This window comes from Sphingomonas molluscorum (assembly GCF_039522995.1).
Lineage (GTDB): Bacteria > Pseudomonadota > Alphaproteobacteria > Sphingomonadales > Sphingomonadaceae > Sphingomonas > Sphingomonas molluscorum.
The window spans coordinates 21,051-43,144 of the sequence record NZ_BAAAEL010000002.1 but is presented as its reverse complement, the minus strand read 5'-3'; the positions used below and the strand labels follow the sequence as shown (position 1 = coordinate 43,144).

The window sequence follows — 22,094 nt, the reverse complement described above, 5'->3', positions numbered from 1 at the left end:
TCACGGCTACACGGACGGCCTCGACCAACGGCGCCGCGGCCGGCGCGCGCACGTCCATGTAGCGTCGGGCTAGATCGAGGAATGCGCCTGATTCACGAACGACGGACCTTGGGCCGCCGCTGTGGATCAATCCCACGCCCCGGTCGCGACTGGGCGCTGACTTAGCGGCTGACTTCGAAGAGGAACCACGCGCGGCGCTCCGCCTCATCCGTCCAGACATCGATCAGGCCGGACGTTGCATTGTCCTTTGCCGCGTCTGCGATATCCTTGGCGCTACGAAGCGACTCGACCAGGTGGAGATTGTCGGCGCGGAGTTCGCTCAGCATGTCCTGCGGGGTGACGAACTCCGCATCGTTGTCCTTGATCGTCTGATGGCGGGCGATATCTCCGATCGATCGAATCGTCGTGTTGCCCGTCTTTCGGGCGCGTTCGGCGATCGCATCGGTGACAGCGAGGATCTCTGCGGCCTGCTCATCGAGGAGCAGATGATAATCCCTGAAGTAGGGCCCGGAAACGTGCCAGTGGAAGCTCTTCGTTTTCAGGTAGATCGCATAAGCGTCAGCGAGGATGACTCTCAGGGCGTCAGCGACGGTCATCGTCGCACATCCGTCGAGATCTGAAGGTGTCGGAACGGCGGCAGCACTGGTATTCGTCATCGGTTCTACTTTCTCAAATCATGATCTGAACGACAGCCAGCGCCAGTTCCCCGCAGGCAGCGAAGTCTGGAGGATGAGTTCATCGCCATGCGAAGTCCAATGACTCGCGACTATAGTTTCGATACCCTTGAGCGACATTTGCAGATTGTGGGACAGGCATCTTGCGCGCTGAGTCAGGCCGCGAATTGTCCTTCCATTCCGTCTGATCGAAAGCCCAGTACGAACGCCACGACCTTTTCCGCCGACATCTCACACGGCTTGAGCGATGTTTTGCCTGATGAGAGCCGATACAGGTTGAAGCTGACGAGGTCGGTCCCGGCCAAGTCCCTGGCAAAGAGACTGTTGCGGCGATCGTCCTCGGACCGCCGGACGGTCAAGCCGAAGCGCCGGCCTTCATACACACCCTGGCTATATCCCTCGGGGAGCCGCCGGAAGGCTGCGTCAAACTCGGCAAGCTGCATCATGGCCACCAATTTTGATTCGGCAGGCGCGCAGCGTGTTCAAGCCACCAGCGACGACCTCTCGGCAGAGATTGCACTGGATTAGGCCCTTTCCATGTGATGCCTCGGTTCAAGCCCCATCACCCCCAGCCCATTCCGGATGACCTGTCCGATCGCGGCGGCCAGGAACAATCGAGCTCGGCTAAGCGGCGCGTTCTCCGGGTAGAGGAACCGCCGCTGCGGGTCGTCATTCCCCAAGTTCCAGTGTGTGTGGAACTCGGAGGCCAGCCCCTCGAGGAAGAAGGCGATCCGGTGCGGCTCGCGCGCTGCCGCAGCGGCCTCGACGATGCGCGGGAATTCCGCCGCACGCTTGACGAGCGTGAGGCTCGGACTGTCCAGGAGAGCAAGATCGGCTTCGTCTTCTGGCCCAATGCCAAATTCGACCGCACGGCTCGCGAGCGAGCAGATGCGCGCATGGGCATACTGGACATAGAAGACCGGATTGCTCTTCGATGCCTCCACCACCGTCGCGAAGTCGAAGTCCATGTGCGCTTCCGGCTTGCGGGTCAGCATCATGAACCGAACAACGTCCTTGCCGACTTCTCGAACAACATCGGCTAGCGTGACGAACGTGCCTGCGCGCTTGGACATCTTGACCGGCTCACCAGCGCGCAGCAGCCGAACGATCTGCACCAGCTTGACGTCGAACCGCTTTCGACCTTCGGTTAGAGCGCCGGCGGCGGCGACGATGCGCTTTACGGTTCCGGCATGGTCGGCGCCCCAGACGTCGATCAGCTCGTCGGCATCGCGTGCTTTCTCGAAGTGATAGGCAAGATCGACACCGAAATAGGTCCAGCTGCCGTCCGGTTTACGGATCGGCCGATCCTGGTCGTCACCGAAATTCGTCGACCGGAATAGCGGCAGCTCGATCGGCTCCCAGTCTTCAGCGCCTTCACCCTTCGGCGGCTCAAGGATGCCATCGTAGACAAGGCCCCGCTCGCGCAGCCAGGCCTCGGCGGCATCGGGCTTCCCGGCAGCAACGAGGCTTGCCTCTGATGAGAAGCGGTCGTGGCATATGCCGAGCAGCGCCAGATCTTCGCGGATCGTCTCCATCATCGCAGCGACGGCTCGCGCACGAAAGATCGCGAGCCATGCTGACTCTGCGGCGTGGACGTAGCGGTCACCGAAATCGGCAGCCAGCGCCTCACCGACAGGTTTCAGATAATCACCTGGGTACAAGCCTTCCGGGATTTCGCCGAGTATCTCGCCCAGGGCCTCTCGATATCTGTGGTGTGCAGAGCGAGCTAGAGTGTCGACCTGGCCCCCGGCATCGTTGACATAATATTCGCGTATGACGCGGTGGCCAGTGAAGGCGAGCAGGTTGGCAAGCGCATCTCCGACGACCGCCCCGCGGCAGTGTCCCATATGCATGGGGCCTGTCGGGTTGGCCGAGACAAACTCGATGTTCACCGTCCTGCCGGCGCCGATTGTTGACCTCCCGTAGCGATCTTTCTGCTCCGCGATGATTGCCAGTTCATCTCGCCAGGCCTGGTCGGTGAGACGGAGATTTATGAAGCCGGGGCCCGCAACGCGTACTTCGGCAACTTCCGACAGGGTGGCGAGCCGCTCCGCCAACTTCTCGGCGATGTGGCGCGGATGAGTGCCGGCGAGGTTTGCGAGTACCATCGCGGCATTGGTCGATAGATCGCCGTGTGCCGGGTCGTGCGGCCGTTCCACGGTCAGTCCATTCAACTCAACGCCGGCCGGGACATCCCCCGACGATCGTAGGGCGTCGAATTCGCGCGCCAGATGATCGAGGAAGCGAGTGTGAAGCGCCGCCGCCATCAGCGGCGCCACCTGTCCGGACCGCTACGCAACGACCACGCCTTTCCAGAAAGCGATATGATCCCGGATGGCTTCAGCAACCGGATTTGGATCGGGATAGGTCCAGGCGGCGTTCGCGTTGACCGCGTCGCCCACGCGGACATTGAAGTATCGCGCTGTGCCCTTGATCGGGCAGACGGACGTGTGCGCGGTCGCCTCAAGGAGGGTCCGGTCGACCGAGGAGGGCGGGAAGTAGTGGTTTCCCTCTACGACGATTGTCTCGTCACTTGTGGCGAGGGTGGTGTCTTTCCAGACTGCTGAGACCAACGGAATATCCTCTCGTATTTGCCAACGGCGCGTGGTTTGCGGGCTGTCTGGCCCGGCGAAAGGATCAGTTCGGAGCCGGCGTGCGCGCGAGAAGTTCGTCGAGCCCGCCTTTGGCATCGAGCACGAGAAGCTCGTCACAGCCACCGACATGCGTGCCGTTGATAAAGATCTGGGGCACGGTGTTTCGACCCGAAGCTTTAATCATGGCTGGTCGGTGAGCTGGATCCGCCCCGATATCGAGCTCTTTCCATTGCACTCCTTTTTCCTTGAGGAGCGTCTTCGCCCGTCGGCAAAATGGACACCAGTTCATGGTGTAGAGGAGGATATCAGGTTTCATGTTCTGATCTCCGATCAGGGGCGTTCGAGGAGCGCGACGGTACCCTGACCGCCGTCGGCACAGATGCTCACGATCGCGCGCGATCCGCCCGGCAATGCCCAAAGTTCCTTCACCGCCTGGCTGAGGTCGCGCGCGCCCGTGGCGCCGAACGGATGACCGATAGCCACCGAGCCTCCGTTTGGATTGACGCGGTCCCAATCGAAGTCACCCATGGCGGCCTGGACACCGGCTGTTTCGCGCACCCACTCCCGATCGGTGATGGCTGCGACGTTCGCCAGCACCTGGGCTGCGAAGGCTTCGTGGATTTCCCAAAGTGCGATGTCTGAGAAGCCGATTTGGTGGCGGGCGAGCAGGCGCGGAATGCCATAGGAGGGCGTCATCAGCAGGCCCTCGGTGTGGTAATCGACGGCCGAAACCTCATAGTCGACGAGCCGGGCGTAGGGAGTGCCTGCCGGCAGTCTCGCCACGCCGGCCTCAGTGGCGACCCAGCACCCGGCGGCTCCGTCGGTAATCGGTGAGCTGTTGCCGGCGGTCAGGGTGCCCCTCCCACTGTCGCGATCGAATACCGGCTTGAGTGCGGCAAGCCGCTCCGCGGACGTGTCGGCACGCGGGTTCGCATCGCGCGCAAGCTCTGGCAGTGAAATCACGAGATCGTCGAAAAAGCCGCCTTCCCAGCCAGCGACTGCCCGCTGGTGGCTCTTGAGCGCCCAATCGTCCTGCGCCTCGCGCGAGATCCGCCAGGCCTTGGCGGTCTCCTCCATATGATCGCCCATGGTCCTGCCGGTGATCCGGTTGGCCCAGCCCTTGGTGGGAAGCACATAGTCGCGTGGAGTAAGGGCCTGGAGAGCGGCAAGCGCGGCCGCGGCATCCTGCGCGAAAAGGTCGGTAAGCCGCTTTGAGGCATCGGCCGTCAGAGCGACGGAAGGGCGGCTCATGACTTCGGACCCGCCGACCATTGTGAGGTCGGTCCCTCCGCCCAGCATCCCTGCGGCAGCGAAGGTCGCCACCATGCTGGTAGAGCATGCCAGGACGACAGATAGTGCCGGCACGTTCGGATTGAGCTTGGCATCGAGCCAGGTTTCCCGGGCGATGTTGCTCCAGCCCAAATTCGGGATCACGGTTCCCCAGAGGAGCAGATCAGGTTCTGCGAGTGCCGCCATCGCCTGCACCACGGGCACGGACAGGGAGATTGCGTCGTAGGCGGCCAGCGCTCCGCCACCGCGGCCGAAGGGGGTCCGGAGGCCGGCGGCCACGAAGACGGGTTCGGCAAAGCGGCTCATGCTGGTCTCCAAACTATTTCCGGGCTGCACGTTCGCGATAGGCGGAACGCGAGGCGGCTCGTTCCGTCAGCCACCGTAGCGTTCCGTCTTGATGATGGAGGCGTCCAGGCCGGCCAGCAGTGCGCCCTCGGTCGCGATGTTGACGAAGCCGTTCGAGCCGCAGACGAACACCTGGGTCGGCTTTCGGTGAAGCCGAGCCACAATTTCCTGGACCATCGCGCCGTCGATCCGGCGCCCGAAGTCCGATGCGCGGACCGGTTCCTCGCGCGTGATCGCCAGCGCCAGGACGAAGGCCGCATCGTTGATCTCGGTGCGATGAAGCTCTTCCGAAAAGAGGACGTCCTCGGCGGTTCGTGCGGACAGGAGCAGCGCTGTCGGCACGGCCGGCTTTAGCGCGTGGCGCTGTCGGATCATTGCCATCAACGGCGCGAGGCCGGAGCCGGCGCCGATCAGCAGCACTGCGTCCACGGCTGGTTCGGGCCACAGGAAATGACCGCCGAGCGGACCGCGGAGCTCGATTTCGTCGCCGATCGCTGCGACATCGTGAAAGAACGACGAGACCTCGCCATCCGGCAGGCGCTCGATTGCGAGTTCGATGATCGGGGACGAGGCTGCCGACGACGCGATCGAGTAGCTGCGCATCGCGCTGTAGCCATCGGGTGCGGTCAGCCGAACATCGACGTGCTGGCCAGCGATGTGCGCGAACGGTTTGCTCAACCGCAGGAAGAAGCTCTTGATGCTAGGCGTCTGCTGGACGATCTCTTCGATCACGCATGATTGCCACGACGCGAGCTGTGCGCCGCCCTCAGTCATTGGTGTATCGCTGCTCGCGCCAGGGATCGCCGTAGATGTGATAGCCGCGTAGCTCCCAGAAGCCCGCCTCGTCCCGCGTTGTGAACTGCAGTGCATTCACCCACTTGGCCGACTTCCAGAGGTAGAGGTGGGGAACCAGAAGGCGCGCCGGCCCGCCATGGTCGCGGGGAAGCGGCTTGCCCGCATAGGTGAGGGCGATCATCGCCTTGCCCGAGAGCAGGTCCGCGAGCGGCACGTTCGTCGAATACCCATCGTAGCTGTGCGCAAGGACGAAATCGGTGGGATGGTCGAGCCCAGCGTCTGCGAGGATGTCCTCGATGAGTACCCCCTCCCAGGCGGTATCGAGCTTGGACCAGGAGGTGACGCAGTGGATGTCCTTGGTCACCTTGGTCTTCGGGAGGGCGTTGAACTCGATCCAGTTCCACACCTTGACGGGCTTTGGGCCGATCTTGACCGTGAACTTCCAGTCGGCGGTTTCCACGTTCGGGGTCGGTCCGGCCGAGAGGACCGGGAAATTCTCGACGAGGTGCTGGCCTGGGGGGATGCGACCGGACTGGTCGCCGCCCGAGCCGCGGCCGGTGAATCCTCTTGTGACCATGGCTAATCCCCTTGCTTGGCACGACAGACCGGAACCGGCTTTAGCTCAGGATCTCGTGCGAGATCTTTGCCGGCGCAATTGCCGATCGGATCGTCGACTGGAACTTAAAAGGCCACACGCTCAATCAGAATAGCTATGATCTCGCACACCATGAAACGTGATGACTCCACGTCGACTATAGCGCCAAGCTTGTCTGATTTCCCAATACCCCGTCGCTATAGTTTTTATAGCTTGGGAACAGTGCTGCAGGGGCATCTTCCTCATCCCAGCCCGTCGAAGGAGGCAAGGTGCGCGCACGCCGACTGCCAATCGCTGGAACCGCCGGCCAAAGGGGGAAGGGGTCTTCGGAACGCTTTGCGAGATGCCCGCTGATGGCCGGCTTTGCCCGGCTTCAACCGTGGAGGCTGCTGCCTGCATCGCTCTACCCCGTCGTTAGTGCGATCCCCGAATCTAACGGCGACTAAGGGTATGGAAACTATGTTTCGTCGCTATTGGAAATACTGCACCCGTATCTTCATAGTCCGGGGCGAGAAACCTCTGAATAAAGAATGCATGCCGGAAGAATTTTCGATCCGAGCGATCGAGAGTTCGGAGTGCTGCAGCTGGAGACGCTGATGAAAGCCGTTGGTTACAAGGTTCCAGGACCAATCACCGAGGATGCCGCGCTGGTCGATATCGATCTTCCCCGGCCTGTCCCTGCGGGGCTCGATATCCTCGTTGAGGTGAAGGCCGTCTCGGTCAACCCGGTGGATTACAAAGTCCGCGGCAGCACGCCCCCCGCCAATGGCGAGTGGAAGGTGATCGGGTGGGATGCCGCCGGGATCGTGCGCGGGGTCGGCCCCGAAGTGACGCAGTTCGTGGAAGGCGACGAGGTCTACTATGCCGGATCGCTCATAAGGCCCGGCACGAATGCGGAGTTCCATCTCGTCGACGCCCGGATCGTCGGTCGCAAGCCGGCGTCGCTCGACTGGGCGGAGGCGGCGGCGCTGCCGCTCACTACGTTGACGGCCTGGGAAGCGATGTTCGATCGCCTGGACGTGACGAAGCCCGTCCCCGGTGCGGCGGCGGCGATCCTCATCATCGGTGGCGCGGGCGGGGTCGGCTCGATCGCCATCCAGATCGCGCGACAGCGCACGGATCTCACCGTCATCTCCACCGCCTCCCGGCCCGAAACGGAGGAGTGGGTGAGGGGACTCGGCGCTCACCACGTCCTTGACCATTCCCGGCTGCTCGCGCCACAGATTGCCGAGCTCGGGATCGGCGCTCCCGCCTTCGTGTTCTCGACCACGCATACCGAGCAGCATGCCGCCGACATCGCCGAGCTGATCGCCCCGCAAGGACGGTTCGCGTTCATCGACGATCCCAAGGCACTCGACGTCATGCTGTTCAAGCGAAAGGCGGTGTCGATCCACCACGAGCTGATGTTCACACGGTCGCTCTACGGCACGCCCGACATGGATGAGCAGGGCAAGATCCTCGATGCGCTGGCGGTGCTGGTCGATGCTGGCAAGATCCGCACGACGCTGACCAAGCGACTCTCGCCGATCAATGCCGCCAATCTGAAGACGGTGCATGCGCTGATCGAAAGTGGGGCGGCCAAGGGCAAGATCGTCCTCGAAGGCTTCTGACGGCTGCCACCGCCAAACATCTATCCCCGACCTCAAGTATGCCGGACCGATCACGCCCCCGGCGAAGGAAAACCCCATGAGCAAATCCATTGCCACCGCCTCGATCAACCGCGAAACCGCGGTCGCCCTTATCGACGCGGCGATCGCCGCGGCCCGTGCGATCGGCATCCCGGCCGCCGTCGCCGTCGTCGACGCCACCGGTAACCTGCGCGCGTTCGAGCGCACCGACGATGCGCCGTTTCTGACGGTCGATGTCGCCATCGACAAGGCCTGGAGTTCAGCCTCGTTCGGGTTCCCGACCCATGTCTGGAACGACTATGTAAGCAACGATCCGAAAGTGGCGCCGCTGGCCTATCGCCCCAGGATGGTTGCTGTCGGCGGCGGCTATCCGATCCTGGAGGACGGCAAGTTGATCGGCGGGATCGGCATCTCCGGCGGCAACTATCAGCAGGATCAGGATGCCTGCGTCGAGGCGCTTCAGAAAATCGGCTTTGAGCTGCCAGCCTGACGACTATCAGGCCATCGCCGGCGGCGATGGCCTGCGGATCCAACCTTGTGAAAGATCATGTCATGGAAGCGTTCGTCGTCTTCACGCGGGAGGAAACCACCGATCCGCACGAACTCGCAACATATTCCGCGGGCGTCGGCCCATCGTTCGACGGCCACGACGTAACCTTCCTGGCCGCCTATGGCGCTATGGAGCAATTGGAGGGGCCGCACATCGAGGGGGCCGTCATCTTGCGGTTTCCGACGATGCAGGCCGCCCATGATTGGTATCATAGCCCCGCCTACCAGACGATCGCCGCGCATCGCTTTGCCGGTTCCCGCTACCGCGGATTCATCGTTGAGGGGCGGAAGTAAAACACCAGCAAATAACGTCGGCGCTGACCGCGAGGTATGTGTCCAAGCACGAAAACCAGGAGTTTCTAGATGATCGAGGCAGAGGCACGCATCGCTACGATCGAATCGAGTCGATACCTGACGAAGCTCGCTGAGGCGTGGGTTCACACCTATCCGGTTCGGTATGACACGCTGACGGCCGAAATCCAGCTTCCGGGCGGCGAGCTCGTACTGACCGCAGACGGCGACAGCCTCTCCTTGAGGCTGGTGGGCACCGACCGCGAACGCTTCGATGCAACCAAGGAATCCGTCGCCAAGCACGTTGATCGCGTCGCAGAGCACGACACCGGGGTCCGATGCGTTTGGCATGAAATATCATGATGGCGCCGGGGCGTCGCTGTATCGCGTCGGCATCGTATCAATCACGGATTTGAGCCTTGGGGATGCGGGCTTTCATAGACTTCGAGGCCTCCTCGCTCGGCCGGCACGGCTATCCTATCGAGGTCGCCTGGGTCTTCGAGGACGGTGCCGCCGAGGCATTTCTGATCAGACCGATCGATAAATGGACGGATTGGGACCCAACAGCACAGGCGATACATGGCATCTCTCGGGAGGAATTGTTGCAACACGGCGCCACGACCGAACACGTAGCAAACAGGCTGGTGACAGCGCTCCAGGGGCATGAGGTCTTCGCAAGCGCCCCCTCATGGGACGGCAAATGGCTCAGTGCCCTATTGCGATCGGCAGGGCTGCCGCGTCACGCCGTTCGTTTGACCGATACAGATCTCGGTTTGTCAGAACTCGCGGAAGCGCTCCTCGCGCCGCATGTGCCCTCTTCGAGGATTCCCCGCGCGATAAGGAAAATCCTTGCGGACGCGGCTGGACGCTTTGACGATCGCCCACCCGCACACCGCGCGCTGCAGGATGCTCAGCGCGAGCGCGAGCGTTGGCTTGCCGTTTCCGAACTGGCGCATGCGTTCGAAGCTAATCGATGAGAGGCGAAAATCCGTGGAGAGGACAACGATGATCGAGTGGCTGGATATTGCCAGTCTGCCTCGCGAGGTGTCGCTTGGCAGCAGCTTCTTGTTCTGCACGTTCGCCCAGCATGTTTTTCACGTCACTCTGGTCCAGCGGGAGGGGCAACAGTTATGTTGGTCGATCGGTGGCCGGGAAACCCAAGCACAACTGCTCCTTGACCGCGAGATGGCCCTGGTCACTCACTTCGCGAGCCCGAATTTCCCACAACTGACTGAAGGTCAACTCGCAGCGGTCGCGATCCGGGTTGCCAACCTCGACGGCCGGGGGTTGGCATACCAGCACGACCGTTACGGTCGCTGAGCGAAGCCCTTCTCACCCCGCCAGCATATTGTATCGCATGCTGGCCACACTAGGTCACCGATATGCAAGACAACCTAGTTTCGTTTCGCGAGCATCATGAGCTCGGGGAAGTCGCGTGGTTGCGCGACTTTGAGCGCGGCCTCGTAGCCGCGTCCGATCAAGGCAAACCTATTCTCCTGTTATTTCAGGAGGTGCCGGGCTGTTCGACGTGCATAAACTTTGGGCAGGATGTTCTCACCCATCCCTTGATGGTGGAATTGATTGCGGATCACTTCATCCCGGTGGCCATCTTCAACAACCATCCAGGCAAGGACGCCGAGATACTGCGGCGTTTTGGCGAGCCATCGTGGAACAACCCGGTGGTGCGCTTCCTCGGGCCCGACGGAGCCGAGCTCGTGCCCAAACTGGCCGATCGCTATGACGCGCTCGGACTGCACGAGAAGATTACCGCTGTTCTCGAAAGGCTCGGCAGCGACCTGCCCGGCTACTTCCGCTTGCTTGGGCGCGATCTGCTCGTTGAAAATAGCCTCGCTGAAAGCGCGGTCTACACCACACCATGTTTCTGGTCGGGCGAGACGAGCCTCGCCCAGCATCCAGCGATCGTGACGACCGAGGCGGGCTGGATCGACGGAGAGGAAGTGGTTCGGGTGGATTTCGACCCGCGCGTGGCCTCGCGCTCCAAGCTGAATAGCTATGCCAGGACTGAGGGGTTCAGTCCGCTCGAAGGCGCCCTGTTCAACCTCGACGGCGAGCCCCAATTCTACCTGCGCAAGCATGCTGCCCGCCACCTGCCTCTGACACCGGCCCAACGCACGCAAATCAATCTGGCGGTGCCGTATCACATGCCCATCGCCGACCTGCTCAGCCCTCAGCAAAATGCATGGCTAGCCGACCCTCGGTTGCAGGAAGCGAGTGCAGGCGACGCGTATCATCAGGACATTCGGCAGATTTGGCCCGCGCTCGCGGCGCAACTGGGTCTGATTGGAGTCACAACCCGAAAGTGAATTTTGCGGACGCTGGGAGCGAACGGATAGCGAACGACGACAATGGTAAGAAGCGGTCCAACCGCTTTCGGGCAGGAGGGGTCGATCGATACGATCGCGTGACGCGTCTGCCTTTCTCGAAAAGGATCGAGTTTCGAGAAAGGCAGAGCCGGCCGTTCTACCTCAGCGGGAGCCGTCTCGCCTTGGCAAGGTTCACGATCAACTCGGGGAGCGTCTGATGTTCGTGCGCGTGCCATGCGGGCTGTCCTGGGCCGCTCCGCCAGGACTCGCTAAGTGGACTGTTGTCCGCCGTATCGAAGCCGAACTGATCGTAAAGCCGCGTGACCAGCTCCACCGCCTCGGGGTGGTCGCTTGATACCGACAGCGCGTGCCGCCCCGGCGTGCCAGATGGCCGCGCCGACAGGAACAGCCGCGGTGCCTGAATGTGCGTGAACGCCTTCGCGACCTTAGAGGTGGGGAGCTGCTCCTGCCGTAGCTCGTGCTCCGTCTTCTCACCGACGTCTACCACGGCGTAGCGCCCGTCACGCCACGGCATGTAGTTGTTGGTGTCGAGCACGATCTTGCCCGCCAGTTGCTCGACCGGCATGTCGTTGGCGAGCTTGAGGGGGACCGCCACCACGACGAAATCCCCCGCCTCGGCCGCATCGGCAGCGGTCGCAGCGCGCGCGTCGGGCCCGAGTTCGGTGACCAGGCGGGCCAAAGTTTCCGGTCCGCGCGAGTTGGCGATCACCACCCGGTAGCCGTTCGCGATGGCGGCGCGGGCGATCTGGCTGCCGACCTCCCCCGCACCAATGATGCCGATGGTCGCCATAGTTGAACGCTCCAACGGATCAGGCACCGAACGCTCCGTCGATGGTGTGCATGGCGCCGGTGACGAACCCTGCCTCCGGTCCGGCGAGCCATGCCACCATGCCCGCGACTTCCTCCGGCCGGCCGTGACGCTTGATCGCCATGAAACCGTGCAGCAGATCCTTCATCGGTCCGTCTGCCGGGTTGGCGTCGGTGTCGATCGGACCGGGTTGCACGACGTTGATCGTAATCCCGCGAGGCCCGAAGTCGCGTGCCAGCCCACGTGCCATCCCTTGCAGCGCTGACTTGCTGAGCGCGTAAGCCGCCATGCCGGGAACGGGCATCCGATCGCCGTTCACCGATCCGATAACGATGATGCGCCCGCCCTCGGGCATCTGTCGCGCCGCCTCGACCGACGCATGATACGGCGCGTGAACATTGATCCGGAACAGCCGGTCAATCGCGTCCGGGTCCTGTTCCAGCGAGTCGCCGAACACGGCGATGCCGGCATTGACGACCAGCACGTCGAGCGCGCCGCTGTCCTTCACGCGGGCGATCACCGCGTCGCGATCCGCGCTGTCCGTCTCCACGGCCGTGCTGCGCGTCTCGGCCGCCAACGCTTCGGCTGCGTCTCGCGAGCCGGAATAGGTGAAGACCACGGTCGCGCCATCCGCTGCAAAGCGCCGAACGATTGCCGCGCCAATTCCGCGGCTACCACCAAGCACAAGAACGGATTTTCCCTCGAACGCACCCATCGCACTCTTCCTTGAATAATAATTTACGATCCGCTACATAAATGGTTCAACCCCGCGCGTCAAGGTATTTGTAGTGGAGCATACAGAAAGCCGCCGCACACGTGGCCGACCGCGCCAGTTCGACTTGGACGAGGCGGTCGCGGCCGCCCAGCGCCTGTTTCACGCCCGCGGCTACGATGCGGTCAGCGTCGCTGACCTCATCCAGGCGATCGGTATAAATCCGCCCAGCTTCTATGCCGCCTTTGGTAGCAAGGCGGACCTCTACAGCCGCGTCCTCGATCGTTATGCCGCCCAGGGCGCGATCCCGCTGGCCGATCTGCTAAGCGCGGATCGACCGATCGCGGAATGTCTCGTGGCGGTGCTGGAAGAGGCGGTCCGGCGCTACGCAGCCGATCCCGGCGCGGCGGGTTGCCTCGTCATCGAGGGTGCGCGCTGCGCCGACCGAGAAGCAAAAGGCGCTGCTGGCGCTTTCATTACGGCTGCGGAGGAGGCGATTTATCGATTCGTTGCCGCCCGTTATCCCGATCAAGCCGCGTGTATCCAAGATTATATGAGCACCGTAATGGCCGGGCTGTCCGCCAGCGCCCGTAACGGGCACAATCTTGATCGCCTGCTCGCAACCGCCCGTCTCGCAGGAGTCGGTCTTGAACAGACGTTCGCGCTTAATAGGCAAGGTCGGGAAAAGTGAACACGACGTTCCCGTAAAGGAAAGTGTAGCGAGAAAGCTGGCAGAATCGGTCTTTTGATGCCCCCGGGAAAGCTATTTTCTCGAAATCTGTTCCCGATTGAGTTTTCTCAAATCAACCCGTCCTACATGGAAAAACGGGAATGTTTTGGCACGGCAGAATGCTGGTTTCGGAAAGGTGAGCCGACCTACTGAAGGGTTGGGTTTGGGCGATTCGTGCCGTTGGCCGTCAAAGGCTGGTATGCCGGTCAGCGTCATAGTGTCCGACAGCCCACCGTTCTGATGGGTTGCCGGACAATATCGGCGGGCGACGGGTTCACGGACACGTTCTGTTCGCTCTTAGCGTATGCAAAACTCACTTTCGTGTCGTGACCCTTGATTGGGCATGGTGCCGGTGGTCCCGAACCGGACTGAGCGGCGTGCAAGGTAGGATCTGTCACCGGAACCGCGGGCGGTCGGCATTAGACCCGAACGTGGGCCCAAACCTTGGAGATCACGACCGAGCCTTCGCCCACCGAGGATGCCACCCGCTTCACGGATCCCGCGCGGACATCGCCCACCGCGAAGATGCCAACCTCCGAGGTCTCATAAGGCGAGGCTCCGTCCACCTCTTGCCCGGTCAGGACGAAACCGTGGGGGTCGAGCGCGACGAGCCCCGAGAGCCATGCGGTGTTGGGTGCAGCGCCGACCATGACGAAGAGCGCGCCGGAATCGAGCGTGCGGGTCGAGCCGTGATGCACGTCGCGTATCGTGACCGCCTCGAGCCTGTCCGATCCGTGGAGGGCGCTGACTTCCGTGCCATATTCGATCGTGATCGCTGGGTCTGCAACGAGCCGGCTGGACAGGTAGCTCGACATCGATGACGCAAGCGAGCTGCCGCGAACCAGGACACGAACATGCTTCGCAGAGCGGCTGAGGAACATCGCTGCCTGACCGGCGGAGTTGCCGCCACCGATGATGATCGTCTCGGTGTCCCGGCTATAGCGCGCCTCGCTCTCGGTAGCCGCGTAATAGACACCGGCCCCTTCAAACGCTTCAAGCCGATCGATCGGCAGCCGGCGATATTGGACACCGGTCGCCACGACGACGGCCCGCCCGCGGACCCGTTGTTCGTTGTCGAAGGTCGCACAGAACGAGCTGTCTTCCAGACGTTCCAGTTTCACTACCCGCCGCGGCATCGCGAAACGCGTGCCGAATTTCATAGCCTGGACCTCGCCGCGCCACACCAGGTCGGCGCCAGAGATCCCAGTCGGAAAACCCATGTAGTTCTCGATCCGGCTCGAGGTGCCCGCCTGACCTCCGATCGCCACATCCTCGATCACCAGTGCACGTAGCCCCTCAGCGCCCGCATAGACGCCTGCTGCCACTCCTGCAGGCCCGCCGCCTACAATCAGAACGTCGAAGGCCTCATCGTCGACGAGATCGTGATTGAGGCCGAGCAAGCGCGCCACCTTGTCGGGGGTCGGGTCGGCGACAACCACATCGCGCCCGAAGACTACCGCCGGCTTGTCCGGTGACGTCGAACAGGTCATCGCGACAGCCGCCGCCTCCGCACTCCCGAGCGCATATGACATATAGGGCAGACGGTTGCGGCTCGCGAACTCCGCGATCCGGCGCACGCCTCGATCCACTTCCTCGCCGATCAAAACGAGCGTGCCGTAACGTCTGTCGAGTTGCTGGCGTCGCCGCGCCGAGAGCACGGTGATGACGATGTCGGACATCTCCGGCGTTTCGGACATAAGTCGCAACATGTCCGGGCGCGGCACTTCGATCACGGTGGTGTCGGTGACCGCTCGCATCGGCAGCGACCAGTTGCCGCCGTTAAGGAACGCAATTTCCGCCATGAACTGGGTTGGCCCGAGGGTTGAGGCAATATGGCGCTCGTCCGTGAAGGGGTTCACGACCTCGATCTCGCCCTCCTCGACATAGACGAAGCGGTTGGCGGGCTCCCCGGCACGTGCGACGAACGTGCCGGCGGGATAGCGGTGAATCGTGCCAACTGCCTTCAGCGCCGCGACATGCGTCGCAGAAAGGGGAACACGTTGCATCTCTCGTAAGTCGCGCCCGATTGATTCCATTACGTTCCGCCCCGTGTTGCCCGTCGGAGCGACAGTCGCCCCGGTAGCCTGGCTGCGCAAGAGTAGATGCGAGTGCAGAAGCGCAATCCGGCCGATCCATTAGCGGTTTCAAGTCGCTCGTCAGACTTCTCAACGGGCCAGAGCCAAATTGCGCCTCACATCTCAGGGTATTAGCAATAGCTAAGTAAAGTTGCTGGAGGGATGGGTGCGGTAAGGTATGGAAACTATGTCGCGCGGCTATTGGAAATACTGCGCGCATGCCCTCATAGTCCGGCAGGAGAAACCTTAGAGCTCCGAGTGTAATTCGGACAAAGTGGCGATCCGAGCGATCAATTATTTGGGATGCGGGCGCAAAACCAGCCCGGAGGTTCGCGCGCCATCGCGATGCGCGACCATTCATTGGGCTTCAGCGTCGGAATTGGAGGATCAGATGAGCGTCGCCGGAGAACAAGCGCCCGAGCTGCGCGTGCAGAAATGGATCGGCGCTGATGGAGGTAGCATCGCGCCGCTCAAGCTATCGGACCTCGGCGCGGGCCCGAAGATCCTGTTCGCCTTCCAGCACTGGTGCCATGGTTGCCATCTGCATGGCTTTCCCACGCTGCAAAGGCTGCACAGCGCGTTGAGCCTCAGGGGCGTTGGCTTCGCGGTGATCCAGACCGTCTTCGAAGGGGCGGATGAGAACACCTTTGAGAAGTTGCGCGTGAATCAGCTCAAGTATGAGCTTCCTATCGCGTTTGGCCAGGACGAGCCACCTGCCGGCGCGACTCTTCCCACCTTCATGGAGGACTACCGCACCCGGGGAACGCCCTGGTTCTCCGTGATGGACGCTGGCGGCCGGATCGTCTTCTCGGACTTCCATCTCGACGCCGATCAGCTCGTGAAGGGACTGGAGCTGGTGTAACCGATGCGGCGCTGGGTCATCCTGATTGCCACCCATCTCGCGATGCTTGCCATCGGTTTTGCGGGCGGCGTCTACACGCTGCCAATCCTGACCGCCCCCCGAGCCCCGGACGCGGCGGCCTTGCGAACCATTTCAGCCGAGTCGCTCTACGCAGGGCGTCTGGCCCGCGATCTCAATGGCAGCGATCTGCTTCACTGGGGGGAAGGCGAGATCCGGGTGTCGCGCAACCGTATCGCCCATATCGGGCGCCTCGCCCCCGGACCGGACTACAAGCTCTACCTTGCACCACATTTCGTCGACACCAAGGAGGCCTTCCTCCTCATCAAAGACAGATCGGTCCGCGTGGGCGACGTGAAAGCGTTCAACGGCTTCATCGTCGAGGTGCCTGCCGGTGTCGATGTTCGCGATTACGATACGGTCGTCATCTGGTGCGAAGCATTCGACCAGTTCATCACCTCGACAGAATATCAACCCTCGCGCCAGGCGAGAAAATGAGCGCGGCCATGGATACCATGAGGTCGGCGGGCAGACGCGGCCTCGTTCTCGCGCCGGTGGCGGCGCTGCTGTTGAGTGTCGCCGCTCTGCTGCTGGGCAACGGTTTGCTGGGCACGCTCCTGATCGTGAGAGCCGGCCAGGAGGGCTTTTCGACCGGCGCGATCAGCGCGATGATGTCTTTCTATTTCGCGGGTTTCACGATCGGCGCGCTAGTGTTGCCGCGGATCATCGTCTCCGTAGGGCACGTCAGAACCTTCGCCGGCTTTGCGGCTATCGCTTCGATGACTGCCCTTCTTCATTTGGCGTTCGTGGAACCGTTTGCCTGGATACCGCTTCGCCTGATCACCGGGTTCGCCTATGCGGGCATGATCCTCGCTACGGAGAGCTGGCTCAACGCCCATGCGTTGCCATCCACGCGAGGCCAGCTCCTGTCGATCTTCGGTATCGTCTCGATGGGCTCATGGGCAATCGGGCAGGCGCTGCTCAACGTCGCGCCGCCCGTCGACGTGACCTTGTTCCTCATCGTGTCGCTGTTGATATCGGCGGCGGTGGTTCCCATCACCTTGCTGCCCAGTCGTCCGCCGGCCCAGGTGGCCCAGGAGCCGGTCGCGTTTCGGGACCTCGTACGCGTATCACCGCTCCCTGCGGCCGGCGCTTTCCTGGCAGGCCTGGCTATCGGCGGTTTCTGGGGGTTAGGTCCGAACTTCGCCCAGAGGATCGGACTTGGCGTGGGCGGGATATCGGCTTTCATGGCCGCGGTGCTTGGCGGAACGCTGGTGTTGCAATGGCCGCTCGGCTGGCTTTCGGATCGAGTGCCCCGGAGTTTCGTCATCGCCGGTGCGGCACTGGCGTCGGCAGCGGCTGCGATCGGCGTAGCGCTGGCGGTGGACGCGCCTCTGGCCGTGCTCCTTGCCGCGGGCGCGCTGTTCGGCGGCTTCGGCATCCCGATCTATTCGCTGTGCCTTGCCGTCGCGAACGACGATCTTCCGGCCGGCCGGCTGCTCGGTACCGCACGCGCCCTGCTGCTGCTCAACGGGATAGGGACAGCTGCTGGCCCGCTTATCGGGGGAACAGCGATGACGATCCTGGGCCCGGGCGGCTTGTTCCTTTACGCAGCGGCGTTGCTCACACTCCTGGCGGCCTTGGCCATCGCCCGGATCCCAAGCCGCTCGACCCAAACCAAGCCTGCCCCCCGTTCTCCAAGCACGCCGATGATCACCGGATCGCTTGATACGATGATGTGTATGCAGAAGCGGTCGCAGGGGGTTCGACCGTAACGCGGCACGCCAACTGCACGAACCGCGCTGGTCAGGCGATGATGGCCGTTACCCTGATTTCGATACGCATCGTTGGAAGCCCCAGCGCTTCGATTCCCAACTGCGTCCAGATTGGCGCGCGGTTGGGCATATAGTGGCGGTACAGCCTAGCCATTGTTTCGTTGATCACCGGAGGAAAGCCCCCGACGTGGTAGGAGTTGACGTGGACGACATGCTCCCAACGTGCCCCGGCTGTCGCGAGCGTCCGTTCCACGTTCTTGAACGCCTGCTCGATCTCTTCCTCGATCGATTCCGGAATGACGAGATCGTCGTTCCATCCGCCCTGTCCGGAGGTCTCCACGCGGTCACCAACGCGCATTGCCTGCGAGTAATGCAGCGCGTCATGCAGGCGCTGCCCATATCCGGGGGTGATGAAGAATGACGGTGTTGTCATGAGTTTGCCTTTGATCTGACAGGTCGATGCGGCTGCGGGGACCGTATGCATGCAGAAAGGGCATTGCGCGGCGGCTTGGTAGTGCGCGCTATTCCACGTCTTCCACCACGAGATCCCGTCCGTTGAACTGCACGGTCTCGCCGGCGCGGGCACCTTCGATCGCTTCGAAGATCGGCGCCATCGTCGAAATGCCCATCAGCTCACGTCCCTGACAGGTGAACCTGCTCGTCGACACCGCGACCGCGAAGTAGCGGCCGGACAGCTTGACGACAGCGCCTTCGGCGACGGCCGACTTGGGGCCAAAATCGATCGTCCTGAGCTTTTCGAGTTTCTCGGCATAGTCATGGAGCGTGTCATCGAGCGCTTCGGCGAAGTCACTCGCGACCTCGGCCTGCGCCAGTTCGTCGTTTTCGATCGGTTCGCTGCGATCAAGTCGCGCGGTAGAGACATAGTCCAGATAGTTTTCGCGAGCGCTCTGCAACGCTGCGGTCTCCAGAGAAAGCATCGTCTCTCGGATGTGGCTCTTGTTCCAGTCCATGATCACCTCGTTGTGTTTCAGTGTTTTTCAAAGTTCTGTGATGCCGCTATTCGTCGCTGATGACGTCTTCGCCCTGGTATGGAACTCGGATCAGGCGAGAATCGCGGATGATGCTCGTGACAAGCCAGACATATTCCTGCTCGGCGGTATCAAAGCCGAGGATACTGAAGGATTGGCCGAAAGGGCAGGGTGGGAAGTCTGGAAACCCCTCCCGCAAGATGTAACGCTCGGGATCGCGGTTGAACTCAAGCTTGTACACCTTCCGGAGTCCGTGCTTGCTCGGCAGATCCTGGTCACCTGCCTGCGCCGTTTCCCGATCCGCTACGAGGCGCTCGGACAGGTCCCGGGGACAGATTTCGTGGAACACGTCGAACGCGTCGATCAACAGGCCCTTATGCGCGGTCGCTGGATCGGTGATCGCGTAGATGTTGGAGGCGTCCTCGCCATCCCCACTTTCGAGGCGCAGCGCCGCATCGATCTGGATCCCGCACGGATCGAGGGTCGATCCCAATTCGAGATCGACGAGTTTGCCGTCCTTGACGCGGTATTCGCGGTGGTAGCCCTTGGCGATGAAGGATTGGACTGCTTCTAGAACGTCGGTCACTTGGGAGGTCATGGAAGCACCTTCATCTCGAGTTGGATTGGACACGCTCCTCCACCGGGCGCGCCGTCGCCCGTCGGAGGTAGGACAAGCGCGCGAAGTGCTGATTTCATAGCCACTTGGCCTTCTTGAAGCGCACGAACAGGAGGAGGCAGAGCACCGCCACCACCCCGAGCACGACGAAGTAGCCGTATGGCGTGTCCAGTTCCGGCATGTGCTTGAAGTTCATGCCGTAAATTCCAGCGATCGCCGTCGGGACCGCCAATATTGCCGCCCAGGCGGCGAGCTGGCGGGTGACGACTCCGATCCTTTGTGCTTCCAGAAGACTGCTGGCCTCAAAGACCGTAGACAGAACCTGCAGGAGACCATCGACCATGGATTGCACGCGGTGAACATGGTCCGCGACGTCGTGGAAGAATGGTGTCATTTCGACGCTGATGCAGGGAAAGTGGCCGCGTACGAGCTTTCGCACCAGCTCGGCCATAGCCCCGAGCGTGCGTTGGAACCGCGTGAGTTCGGACCTTAGTTCGAAGATGCGGGAGACCTCCTTCCGCCCGAGGAAGTCGTCGAGCGACATTCTCTCCATCTCCAGGACGTCGTCCTCGATCATTTCGAAGATCGGGAGATACTGATCGACCACGCGGTGCAGGATCGCGTGGAGCACATAGTCGACACCCTTGGCGAAAAACGTCGGCGAAGCCTCAAGTTGCTCGCGAAGCTTGCCCAGCGCTCCCCCGTTGCCGTGCCGCACGGTGATGAGATGATTGTGACCGGTGAAGATCGCCATCTTGCCATAGACGATCCGGTCGCCGACCAGCTCGGCGGTTTGCGCGACGATGTAGAGCTCATCGTTATAGACTTCGAGCTTTGGCGGGCACAGCGGGTGCATCGCGTTATCGATCGCCAGAGGGTGGAGATTATACGTCGCCTGGATCGCTCTCAGTTCGTCCTCGGTGGGCTCGCTGAGCGCGATCCAGCAGAAGCCCGAGCGATCCTCGTTCAGCTCGACGCGCTCATCGAGCGCGATTTCGCGAACTCGCTTGCCTTCTTTGTAATAATAAGCGGCGATGATGCTCATGCCGGCCTCGCCGGGATCTTCAGGCCACGCCGCACGGCCGGTCGAGCCAGCCCTCGCCCCAGCCATGCCTGGACGTTCGAATAAGTGCTGAGGCCAAGCACGTCGCCGGCAGCGTAGAATTCGACCAGCGCGTTCACCCAGCCGAGCGTCGCGATGTCCGCGATCGAATAGTCGTCGACGATCCAGTCGCGCCCTTCCAGCCGGCGATCCAACACCCCGAGGAGACGCTTCGCTTCATCTATAAAGCGCTGCTGCGGCCGCTTGTCCTCATAGTCCTTGCCGCCAAATCGCAGGAAGAAGCCAAGTTGACCGAACATCGGCCCGATGGCCGACATCTGGAACATCACCCACGCCAGTGTCTCGTAACGCTGGGCGGGTTCGGTGGAGATGAACTGGCCCGTCTTGTCGGCCAGATAGAGGAGGATCGCACCGGATTCCCATAAGGCGATCGGCTTTCCACCAGGACCTGCCGGATCGATGATCGCCGGAATGCGGCCATTCGGGTTCAACGAAACGAACGCTGGATCCTTCGACTCGTTGTTCGAGATGTCGACGTAATGGGGCTCGTACGCCAGGCCGGCCTCCTCCAGCATGATCGAGACCTTGACGCCATTCGGCGTGGGCGCTGCGTAAAGCTGCAGGCGATCAGGATGCGAAGCTGGCCAGCGCTGCGTGATTGGGAAGGACGAGAGGTCTGGCATGGTTCTGCGATCCTGAAGCTGTGGCGGTCGACTGGAATGACCCACCTTATCAGGGCAGGGTTCGATGACCGCATCGTTGGGCGACGCGGTCATCGGAACGTGTAAGCCGGACCGGCATAGCGGAACGGCAGTGTAGCCTATTCCGCAGCAGTCTCGGCCGCGGGCTGCACATCGCCGGCCTTCTGGCGCTTCGGAAGCACCCAGCCGGGTCGTGCGAAGTGACATGTGTAGCCGCCTGGCCGCTTCTCCAGATAATCCTGGTGTTCCGGCTCGGCCTCCCAAAACTCACCAACCGGCGCGACCTCGGTGACGACCTTGCCATCCCACAGCCCGGACGCATCGACATCGGCGATCGTATCCTCGGCGACGCGCTTCTGCTCCTCGTCAACATAATAGATGCCCGACCGGTACGAGAGCCCACGATCATTGCCCTGGCGGTTCAGCGTCGTCGGATCGTGGATCTGGAAGAAGAATTCCAGGATGTTCCGGTAGCTCGTCACCGCCGGGTCGAAGACGATCTCGATCCCCTCGGCATGCGTGCCGTGATTACGATAGGTGGCGTTTGGGACATCGCCGCCGGTGTAACCGACGCGCGTTGAGATAATCCCGGGCCGCTTGCGGATCAGATCCTGCATGCCCCAGAAACATCCGCCTGCGAGAATAGCGCGCTGATGCATG

At 62.2% G+C, this 22,094-nt stretch carries 28 protein-coding genes; 11 read left to right on the top strand and 17 right to left on the bottom strand.

Annotation, left to right across the window (positions count from 1 at the left end; genetic code table 11):
• Positions 1 to 161: 161 nt before the first annotated feature.
• The 8 genes from ABDZ92_RS04665 to ABDZ92_RS04630 form a co-directional block, all read right to left on the bottom strand.
• Positions 162 to 656 carry a Dps family protein gene (locus ABDZ92_RS04665; RefSeq protein ID WP_343761824.1) on the bottom strand — a complete coding sequence of 165 codons (495 nt, stop codon included), beginning with the start codon at positions 654 to 656 and terminating at the stop codon, positions 162 to 164.
• A 173-nt stretch (positions 657 to 829) separates the two neighbouring features.
• A complete protein-coding gene (locus tag ABDZ92_RS04660) occupies positions 830 to 1,120 on the bottom strand; it encodes a hypothetical protein (protein WP_343762109.1) in 291 nt (96 codons plus the stop codon).
• A 78-nt stretch (positions 1,121 to 1,198) separates the two neighbouring features.
• Positions 1,199 to 2,941 carry an arginine--tRNA ligase gene (gene argS / locus ABDZ92_RS04655; RefSeq protein ID WP_343762107.1) on the bottom strand — a complete coding sequence of 581 codons (1,743 nt, stop codon included), beginning with the start codon at positions 2,939 to 2,941 and terminating at the stop codon, positions 1,199 to 1,201.
• A gap of 24 nt (positions 2,942 to 2,965) precedes the next feature.
• Positions 2,966 to 3,247 (bottom strand): DUF427 domain-containing protein, encoded by a 282-nt coding sequence (locus ABDZ92_RS04650; protein ID WP_168847185.1) that lies wholly within the window; start codon positions 3,245 to 3,247, stop codon positions 2,966 to 2,968.
• A gap of 64 nt (positions 3,248 to 3,311) precedes the next feature.
• A complete protein-coding gene (gene grxC, locus ABDZ92_RS04645; protein ID WP_343761821.1) occupies positions 3,312 to 3,584 on the bottom strand; it encodes a glutaredoxin 3 in 273 nt (90 codons plus the stop codon).
• Positions 3,585 to 3,598: 14 nt separating this feature from the next.
• Positions 3,599 to 4,864, bottom strand: coding sequence for a thiolase family protein (locus ABDZ92_RS04640; protein WP_343761819.1), 1,266 nt, complete (start codon positions 4,862 to 4,864; stop codon positions 3,599 to 3,601).
• Between the two features lie 66 nt (positions 4,865 to 4,930).
• Positions 4,931 to 5,635 carry a ferredoxin reductase gene (locus ABDZ92_RS04635; protein ID WP_425542279.1) on the bottom strand — a complete coding sequence of 235 codons (705 nt, stop codon included), beginning with the start codon at positions 5,633 to 5,635 and terminating at the stop codon, positions 4,931 to 4,933.
• Between the two features lie 34 nt (positions 5,636 to 5,669).
• The gene (locus tag ABDZ92_RS04630) at positions 5,670 to 6,275 is read right to left on the bottom strand and encodes a sulfite oxidase-like oxidoreductase (RefSeq protein ID WP_168847189.1); all 606 of its coding nucleotides are present in this window, start codon (positions 6,273 to 6,275) and stop codon (positions 5,670 to 5,672) included.
• 614 nt (positions 6,276 to 6,889) lie between these two features.
• On the opposite strand from ABDZ92_RS04630, the gene ABDZ92_RS04625 reads away from it, so the two are divergent.
• From ABDZ92_RS04625 to ABDZ92_RS04595, 7 genes are all read left to right on the top strand, one after another.
• On the top strand, positions 6,890 to 7,903 hold the full coding sequence (locus ABDZ92_RS04625) for a zinc-binding alcohol dehydrogenase family protein (RefSeq protein WP_343761814.1): 1,014 nt from the start codon (positions 6,890 to 6,892) through the stop codon (positions 7,901 to 7,903).
• Positions 7,904 to 7,979: 76 nt separating this feature from the next.
• Entirely contained in the window at positions 7,980 to 8,411 is a 432-nt protein-coding gene (locus ABDZ92_RS04620; protein ID WP_168847345.1) for a GlcG/HbpS family heme-binding protein, read from the top strand.
• A gap of 62 nt (positions 8,412 to 8,473) precedes the next feature.
• Positions 8,474 to 8,764 (top strand): DUF1330 domain-containing protein, encoded by a 291-nt coding sequence (locus ABDZ92_RS04615; protein WP_343761811.1) that lies wholly within the window; start codon positions 8,474 to 8,476, stop codon positions 8,762 to 8,764.
• 69 nt (positions 8,765 to 8,833) lie between these two features.
• Positions 8,834 to 9,124, top strand: a complete 291-nt coding sequence (locus ABDZ92_RS04610) for a DUF2218 domain-containing protein (RefSeq protein ID WP_161731355.1) — start codon at positions 8,834 to 8,836, stop codon at positions 9,122 to 9,124.
• A gap of 62 nt (positions 9,125 to 9,186) precedes the next feature.
• On the top strand, positions 9,187 to 9,738 hold the full coding sequence (locus tag ABDZ92_RS04605) for a 3'-5' exonuclease (RefSeq protein WP_168847398.1): 552 nt from the start codon (positions 9,187 to 9,189) through the stop codon (positions 9,736 to 9,738).
• A 28-nt stretch (positions 9,739 to 9,766) separates the two neighbouring features.
• Positions 9,767 to 10,081, top strand: a complete 315-nt coding sequence (locus ABDZ92_RS04600) for a hypothetical protein (RefSeq protein WP_168847346.1) — start codon at positions 9,767 to 9,769, stop codon at positions 10,079 to 10,081.
• 62 nt (positions 10,082 to 10,143) lie between these two features.
• Positions 10,144 to 11,085, top strand: coding sequence for a VPGUxxT family thioredoxin-like (seleno)protein, type 2 (locus ABDZ92_RS04595; protein ID WP_343761807.1), 942 nt, complete (start codon positions 10,144 to 10,146; stop codon positions 11,083 to 11,085).
• Between the two features lie 157 nt (positions 11,086 to 11,242).
• On the opposite strand, the gene ABDZ92_RS04590 is transcribed toward ABDZ92_RS04595, so the two are convergent.
• Both ABDZ92_RS04590 and bdcA read right to left on the bottom strand, forming a co-directional pair.
• Complete coding sequence (locus ABDZ92_RS04590) at positions 11,243 to 11,896, bottom strand: NADPH-dependent F420 reductase (protein WP_343761805.1); 654 nt, start codon at positions 11,894 to 11,896, stop codon at positions 11,243 to 11,245.
• Between the two features lie 19 nt (positions 11,897 to 11,915).
• Positions 11,916 to 12,629 (bottom strand): SDR family oxidoreductase, encoded by a 714-nt coding sequence (gene bdcA, locus ABDZ92_RS04585; RefSeq protein ID WP_168847349.1) that lies wholly within the window; start codon positions 12,627 to 12,629, stop codon positions 11,916 to 11,918.
• Between the two features lie 124 nt (positions 12,630 to 12,753).
• Here bdcA and ABDZ92_RS04580 point away from each other — a divergent pair, with 124 nt between their 5' ends.
• Complete coding sequence (locus ABDZ92_RS04580; protein WP_343761802.1) at positions 12,754 to 13,317, top strand: TetR/AcrR family transcriptional regulator; 564 nt, start codon at positions 12,754 to 12,756, stop codon at positions 13,315 to 13,317.
• Positions 13,318 to 13,775: 458 nt separating this feature from the next.
• Here ABDZ92_RS04580 and ABDZ92_RS04575 read toward each other — a convergent pair whose 3' ends face one another.
• On the bottom strand, positions 13,776 to 15,392 hold the full coding sequence (locus ABDZ92_RS04575; protein ID WP_343761800.1) for an FAD-dependent oxidoreductase: 1,617 nt from the start codon (positions 15,390 to 15,392) through the stop codon (positions 13,776 to 13,778).
• 430 nt (positions 15,393 to 15,822) lie between these two features.
• Between ABDZ92_RS04575 and ABDZ92_RS04570 the strand changes: the two genes are divergently transcribed.
• From ABDZ92_RS04570 to ABDZ92_RS04560, 3 genes are read left to right on the top strand one after another with little or no spacing between them, the layout of a single operon-like run.
• Positions 15,823 to 16,293, top strand: a complete 471-nt coding sequence (locus ABDZ92_RS04570; RefSeq protein ID WP_168847352.1) for a TlpA family protein disulfide reductase — start codon at positions 15,823 to 15,825, stop codon at positions 16,291 to 16,293.
• Between the two features lie 3 nt (positions 16,294 to 16,296).
• Positions 16,297 to 16,788, top strand: a complete 492-nt coding sequence (locus ABDZ92_RS04565) for a DM13 domain-containing protein (protein ID WP_343761797.1) — start codon at positions 16,297 to 16,299, stop codon at positions 16,786 to 16,788.
• Positions 16,785 to 18,065, top strand: a complete 1,281-nt coding sequence (locus ABDZ92_RS04560; protein WP_343761795.1) for an MFS transporter — start codon at positions 16,785 to 16,787, stop codon at positions 18,063 to 18,065. Before ABDZ92_RS04565 ends, ABDZ92_RS04560 begins: the two co-directional genes overlap by 4 nt.
• A 31-nt stretch (positions 18,066 to 18,096) precedes the next feature.
• Here the strand turns inward: ABDZ92_RS04560 and ABDZ92_RS04555 are convergent, their stop codons facing one another.
• The 6 genes from ABDZ92_RS04555 to msrA all read right to left on the bottom strand — a co-directional run bounded on the left by ABDZ92_RS04555 (position 18,097) and on the right by msrA (position 22,093).
• On the bottom strand, positions 18,097 to 18,498 hold the full coding sequence (locus ABDZ92_RS04555) for a RidA family protein (protein ID WP_168847400.1): 402 nt from the start codon (positions 18,496 to 18,498) through the stop codon (positions 18,097 to 18,099).
• Positions 18,499 to 18,586: 88 nt separating this feature from the next.
• Positions 18,587 to 19,036, bottom strand: coding sequence for a hypothetical protein (locus tag ABDZ92_RS04550; RefSeq protein ID WP_168847354.1), 450 nt, complete (start codon positions 19,034 to 19,036; stop codon positions 18,587 to 18,589).
• A 46-nt stretch (positions 19,037 to 19,082) separates the two neighbouring features.
• Positions 19,083 to 19,652 (bottom strand): hypothetical protein, encoded by a 570-nt coding sequence (locus tag ABDZ92_RS04545; RefSeq protein WP_343761790.1) that lies wholly within the window; start codon positions 19,650 to 19,652, stop codon positions 19,083 to 19,085.
• Between the two features lie 94 nt (positions 19,653 to 19,746).
• Positions 19,747 to 20,715 (bottom strand): magnesium and cobalt transport protein CorA, encoded by a 969-nt coding sequence (locus ABDZ92_RS04540; protein ID WP_168847356.1) that lies wholly within the window; start codon positions 20,713 to 20,715, stop codon positions 19,747 to 19,749.
• Entirely contained in the window at positions 20,712 to 21,416 is a 705-nt protein-coding gene (locus ABDZ92_RS04535; protein WP_343762104.1) for a glutathione S-transferase N-terminal domain-containing protein, read from the bottom strand. The genes ABDZ92_RS04540 and ABDZ92_RS04535 overlap by 4 nt, the downstream gene beginning before the upstream one ends.
• A 137-nt stretch (positions 21,417 to 21,553) precedes the next feature.
• Entirely contained in the window at positions 21,554 to 22,093 is a 540-nt protein-coding gene (gene msrA, locus ABDZ92_RS04530; RefSeq protein WP_343761788.1) for a peptide-methionine (S)-S-oxide reductase MsrA, read from the bottom strand.
• Between the last annotated feature and the right edge of the window lies 1 nt (position 22,094).

What these genes read in the sequence shown, in the direction of transcription:
- ABDZ92_RS04665 (WP_343761824.1), bottom strand. Translation starts at nt 656, where the DNA reads ATGACGAATACCAGTGCTGCCGCCGTTCCGACACCTTCAGATCTCGAC.
- ABDZ92_RS04660 (WP_343762109.1), bottom strand. Translation starts at nt 1,120, where the DNA reads ATGATGCAGCTTGCCGAGTTTGACGCAGCCTTCCGGCGGCTCCCCGAG.
- argS (WP_343762107.1), bottom strand. Translation starts at nt 2,941, where the DNA reads ATGGCGGCGGCGCTTCACACTCGCTTCCTCGATCATCTGGCGCGCGAA.
- grxC (WP_343761821.1), bottom strand. Translation starts at nt 3,584, where the DNA reads ATGAAACCTGATATCCTCCTCTACACCATGAACTGGTGTCCATTTTGC.
- ABDZ92_RS04640 (WP_343761819.1), bottom strand. Translation starts at nt 4,864, where the DNA reads ATGAGCCGCTTTGCCGAACCCGTCTTCGTGGCCGCCGGCCTCCGGACC.
- ABDZ92_RS04630 (WP_168847189.1), bottom strand. Translation starts at nt 6,275, where the DNA reads ATGGTCACAAGAGGATTCACCGGCCGCGGCTCGGGCGGCGACCAGTCC.
- ABDZ92_RS04625 (WP_343761814.1), top strand. Translation starts at nt 6,890, where the DNA reads ATGAAAGCCGTTGGTTACAAGGTTCCAGGACCAATCACCGAGGATGCC.
- ABDZ92_RS04620 (WP_168847345.1), top strand. Translation starts at nt 7,980, where the DNA reads ATGAGCAAATCCATTGCCACCGCCTCGATCAACCGCGAAACCGCGGTC.
- ABDZ92_RS04615 (WP_343761811.1), top strand. Translation starts at nt 8,474, where the DNA reads ATGGAAGCGTTCGTCGTCTTCACGCGGGAGGAAACCACCGATCCGCAC.
- ABDZ92_RS04610 (WP_161731355.1), top strand. Translation starts at nt 8,834, where the DNA reads ATGATCGAGGCAGAGGCACGCATCGCTACGATCGAATCGAGTCGATAC.
- ABDZ92_RS04605 (WP_168847398.1), top strand. Translation starts at nt 9,187, where the DNA reads ATGCGGGCTTTCATAGACTTCGAGGCCTCCTCGCTCGGCCGGCACGGC.
- ABDZ92_RS04600 (WP_168847346.1), top strand. Translation starts at nt 9,767, where the DNA reads ATGATCGAGTGGCTGGATATTGCCAGTCTGCCTCGCGAGGTGTCGCTT.
- ABDZ92_RS04595 (WP_343761807.1), top strand. Translation starts at nt 10,144, where the DNA reads ATGCAAGACAACCTAGTTTCGTTTCGCGAGCATCATGAGCTCGGGGAA.
- ABDZ92_RS04590 (WP_343761805.1), bottom strand. Translation starts at nt 11,896, where the DNA reads ATGGCGACCATCGGCATCATTGGTGCGGGGGAGGTCGGCAGCCAGATC.
- bdcA (WP_168847349.1), bottom strand. Translation starts at nt 12,629, where the DNA reads ATGGGTGCGTTCGAGGGAAAATCCGTTCTTGTGCTTGGTGGTAGCCGC.
- ABDZ92_RS04575 (WP_343761800.1), bottom strand. Translation starts at nt 15,392, where the DNA reads ATGGAATCAATCGGGCGCGACTTACGAGAGATGCAACGTGTTCCCCTT.
- ABDZ92_RS04570 (WP_168847352.1), top strand. Translation starts at nt 15,823, where the DNA reads ATGAGCGTCGCCGGAGAACAAGCGCCCGAGCTGCGCGTGCAGAAATGG.
- ABDZ92_RS04565 (WP_343761797.1), top strand. Translation starts at nt 16,297, where the DNA reads ATGCGGCGCTGGGTCATCCTGATTGCCACCCATCTCGCGATGCTTGCC.
- ABDZ92_RS04560 (WP_343761795.1), top strand. Translation starts at nt 16,785, where the DNA reads ATGAGCGCGGCCATGGATACCATGAGGTCGGCGGGCAGACGCGGCCTC.
- ABDZ92_RS04555 (WP_168847400.1), bottom strand. Translation starts at nt 18,498, where the DNA reads ATGACAACACCGTCATTCTTCATCACCCCCGGATATGGGCAGCGCCTG.
- ABDZ92_RS04550 (WP_168847354.1), bottom strand. Translation starts at nt 19,036, where the DNA reads ATGGACTGGAACAAGAGCCACATCCGAGAGACGATGCTTTCTCTGGAG.
- ABDZ92_RS04545 (WP_343761790.1), bottom strand. Translation starts at nt 19,652, where the DNA reads ATGACCTCCCAAGTGACCGACGTTCTAGAAGCAGTCCAATCCTTCATC.
- ABDZ92_RS04540 (WP_168847356.1), bottom strand. Translation starts at nt 20,715, where the DNA reads ATGAGCATCATCGCCGCTTATTATTACAAAGAAGGCAAGCGAGTTCGC.
- ABDZ92_RS04535 (WP_343762104.1), bottom strand. Translation starts at nt 21,416, where the DNA reads ATGCCAGACCTCTCGTCCTTCCCAATCACGCAGCGCTGGCCAGCTTCG.
- msrA (WP_343761788.1), bottom strand. Translation starts at nt 22,093, where the DNA reads ATGCATCAGCGCGCTATTCTCGCAGGCGGATGTTTCTGGGGCATGCAG.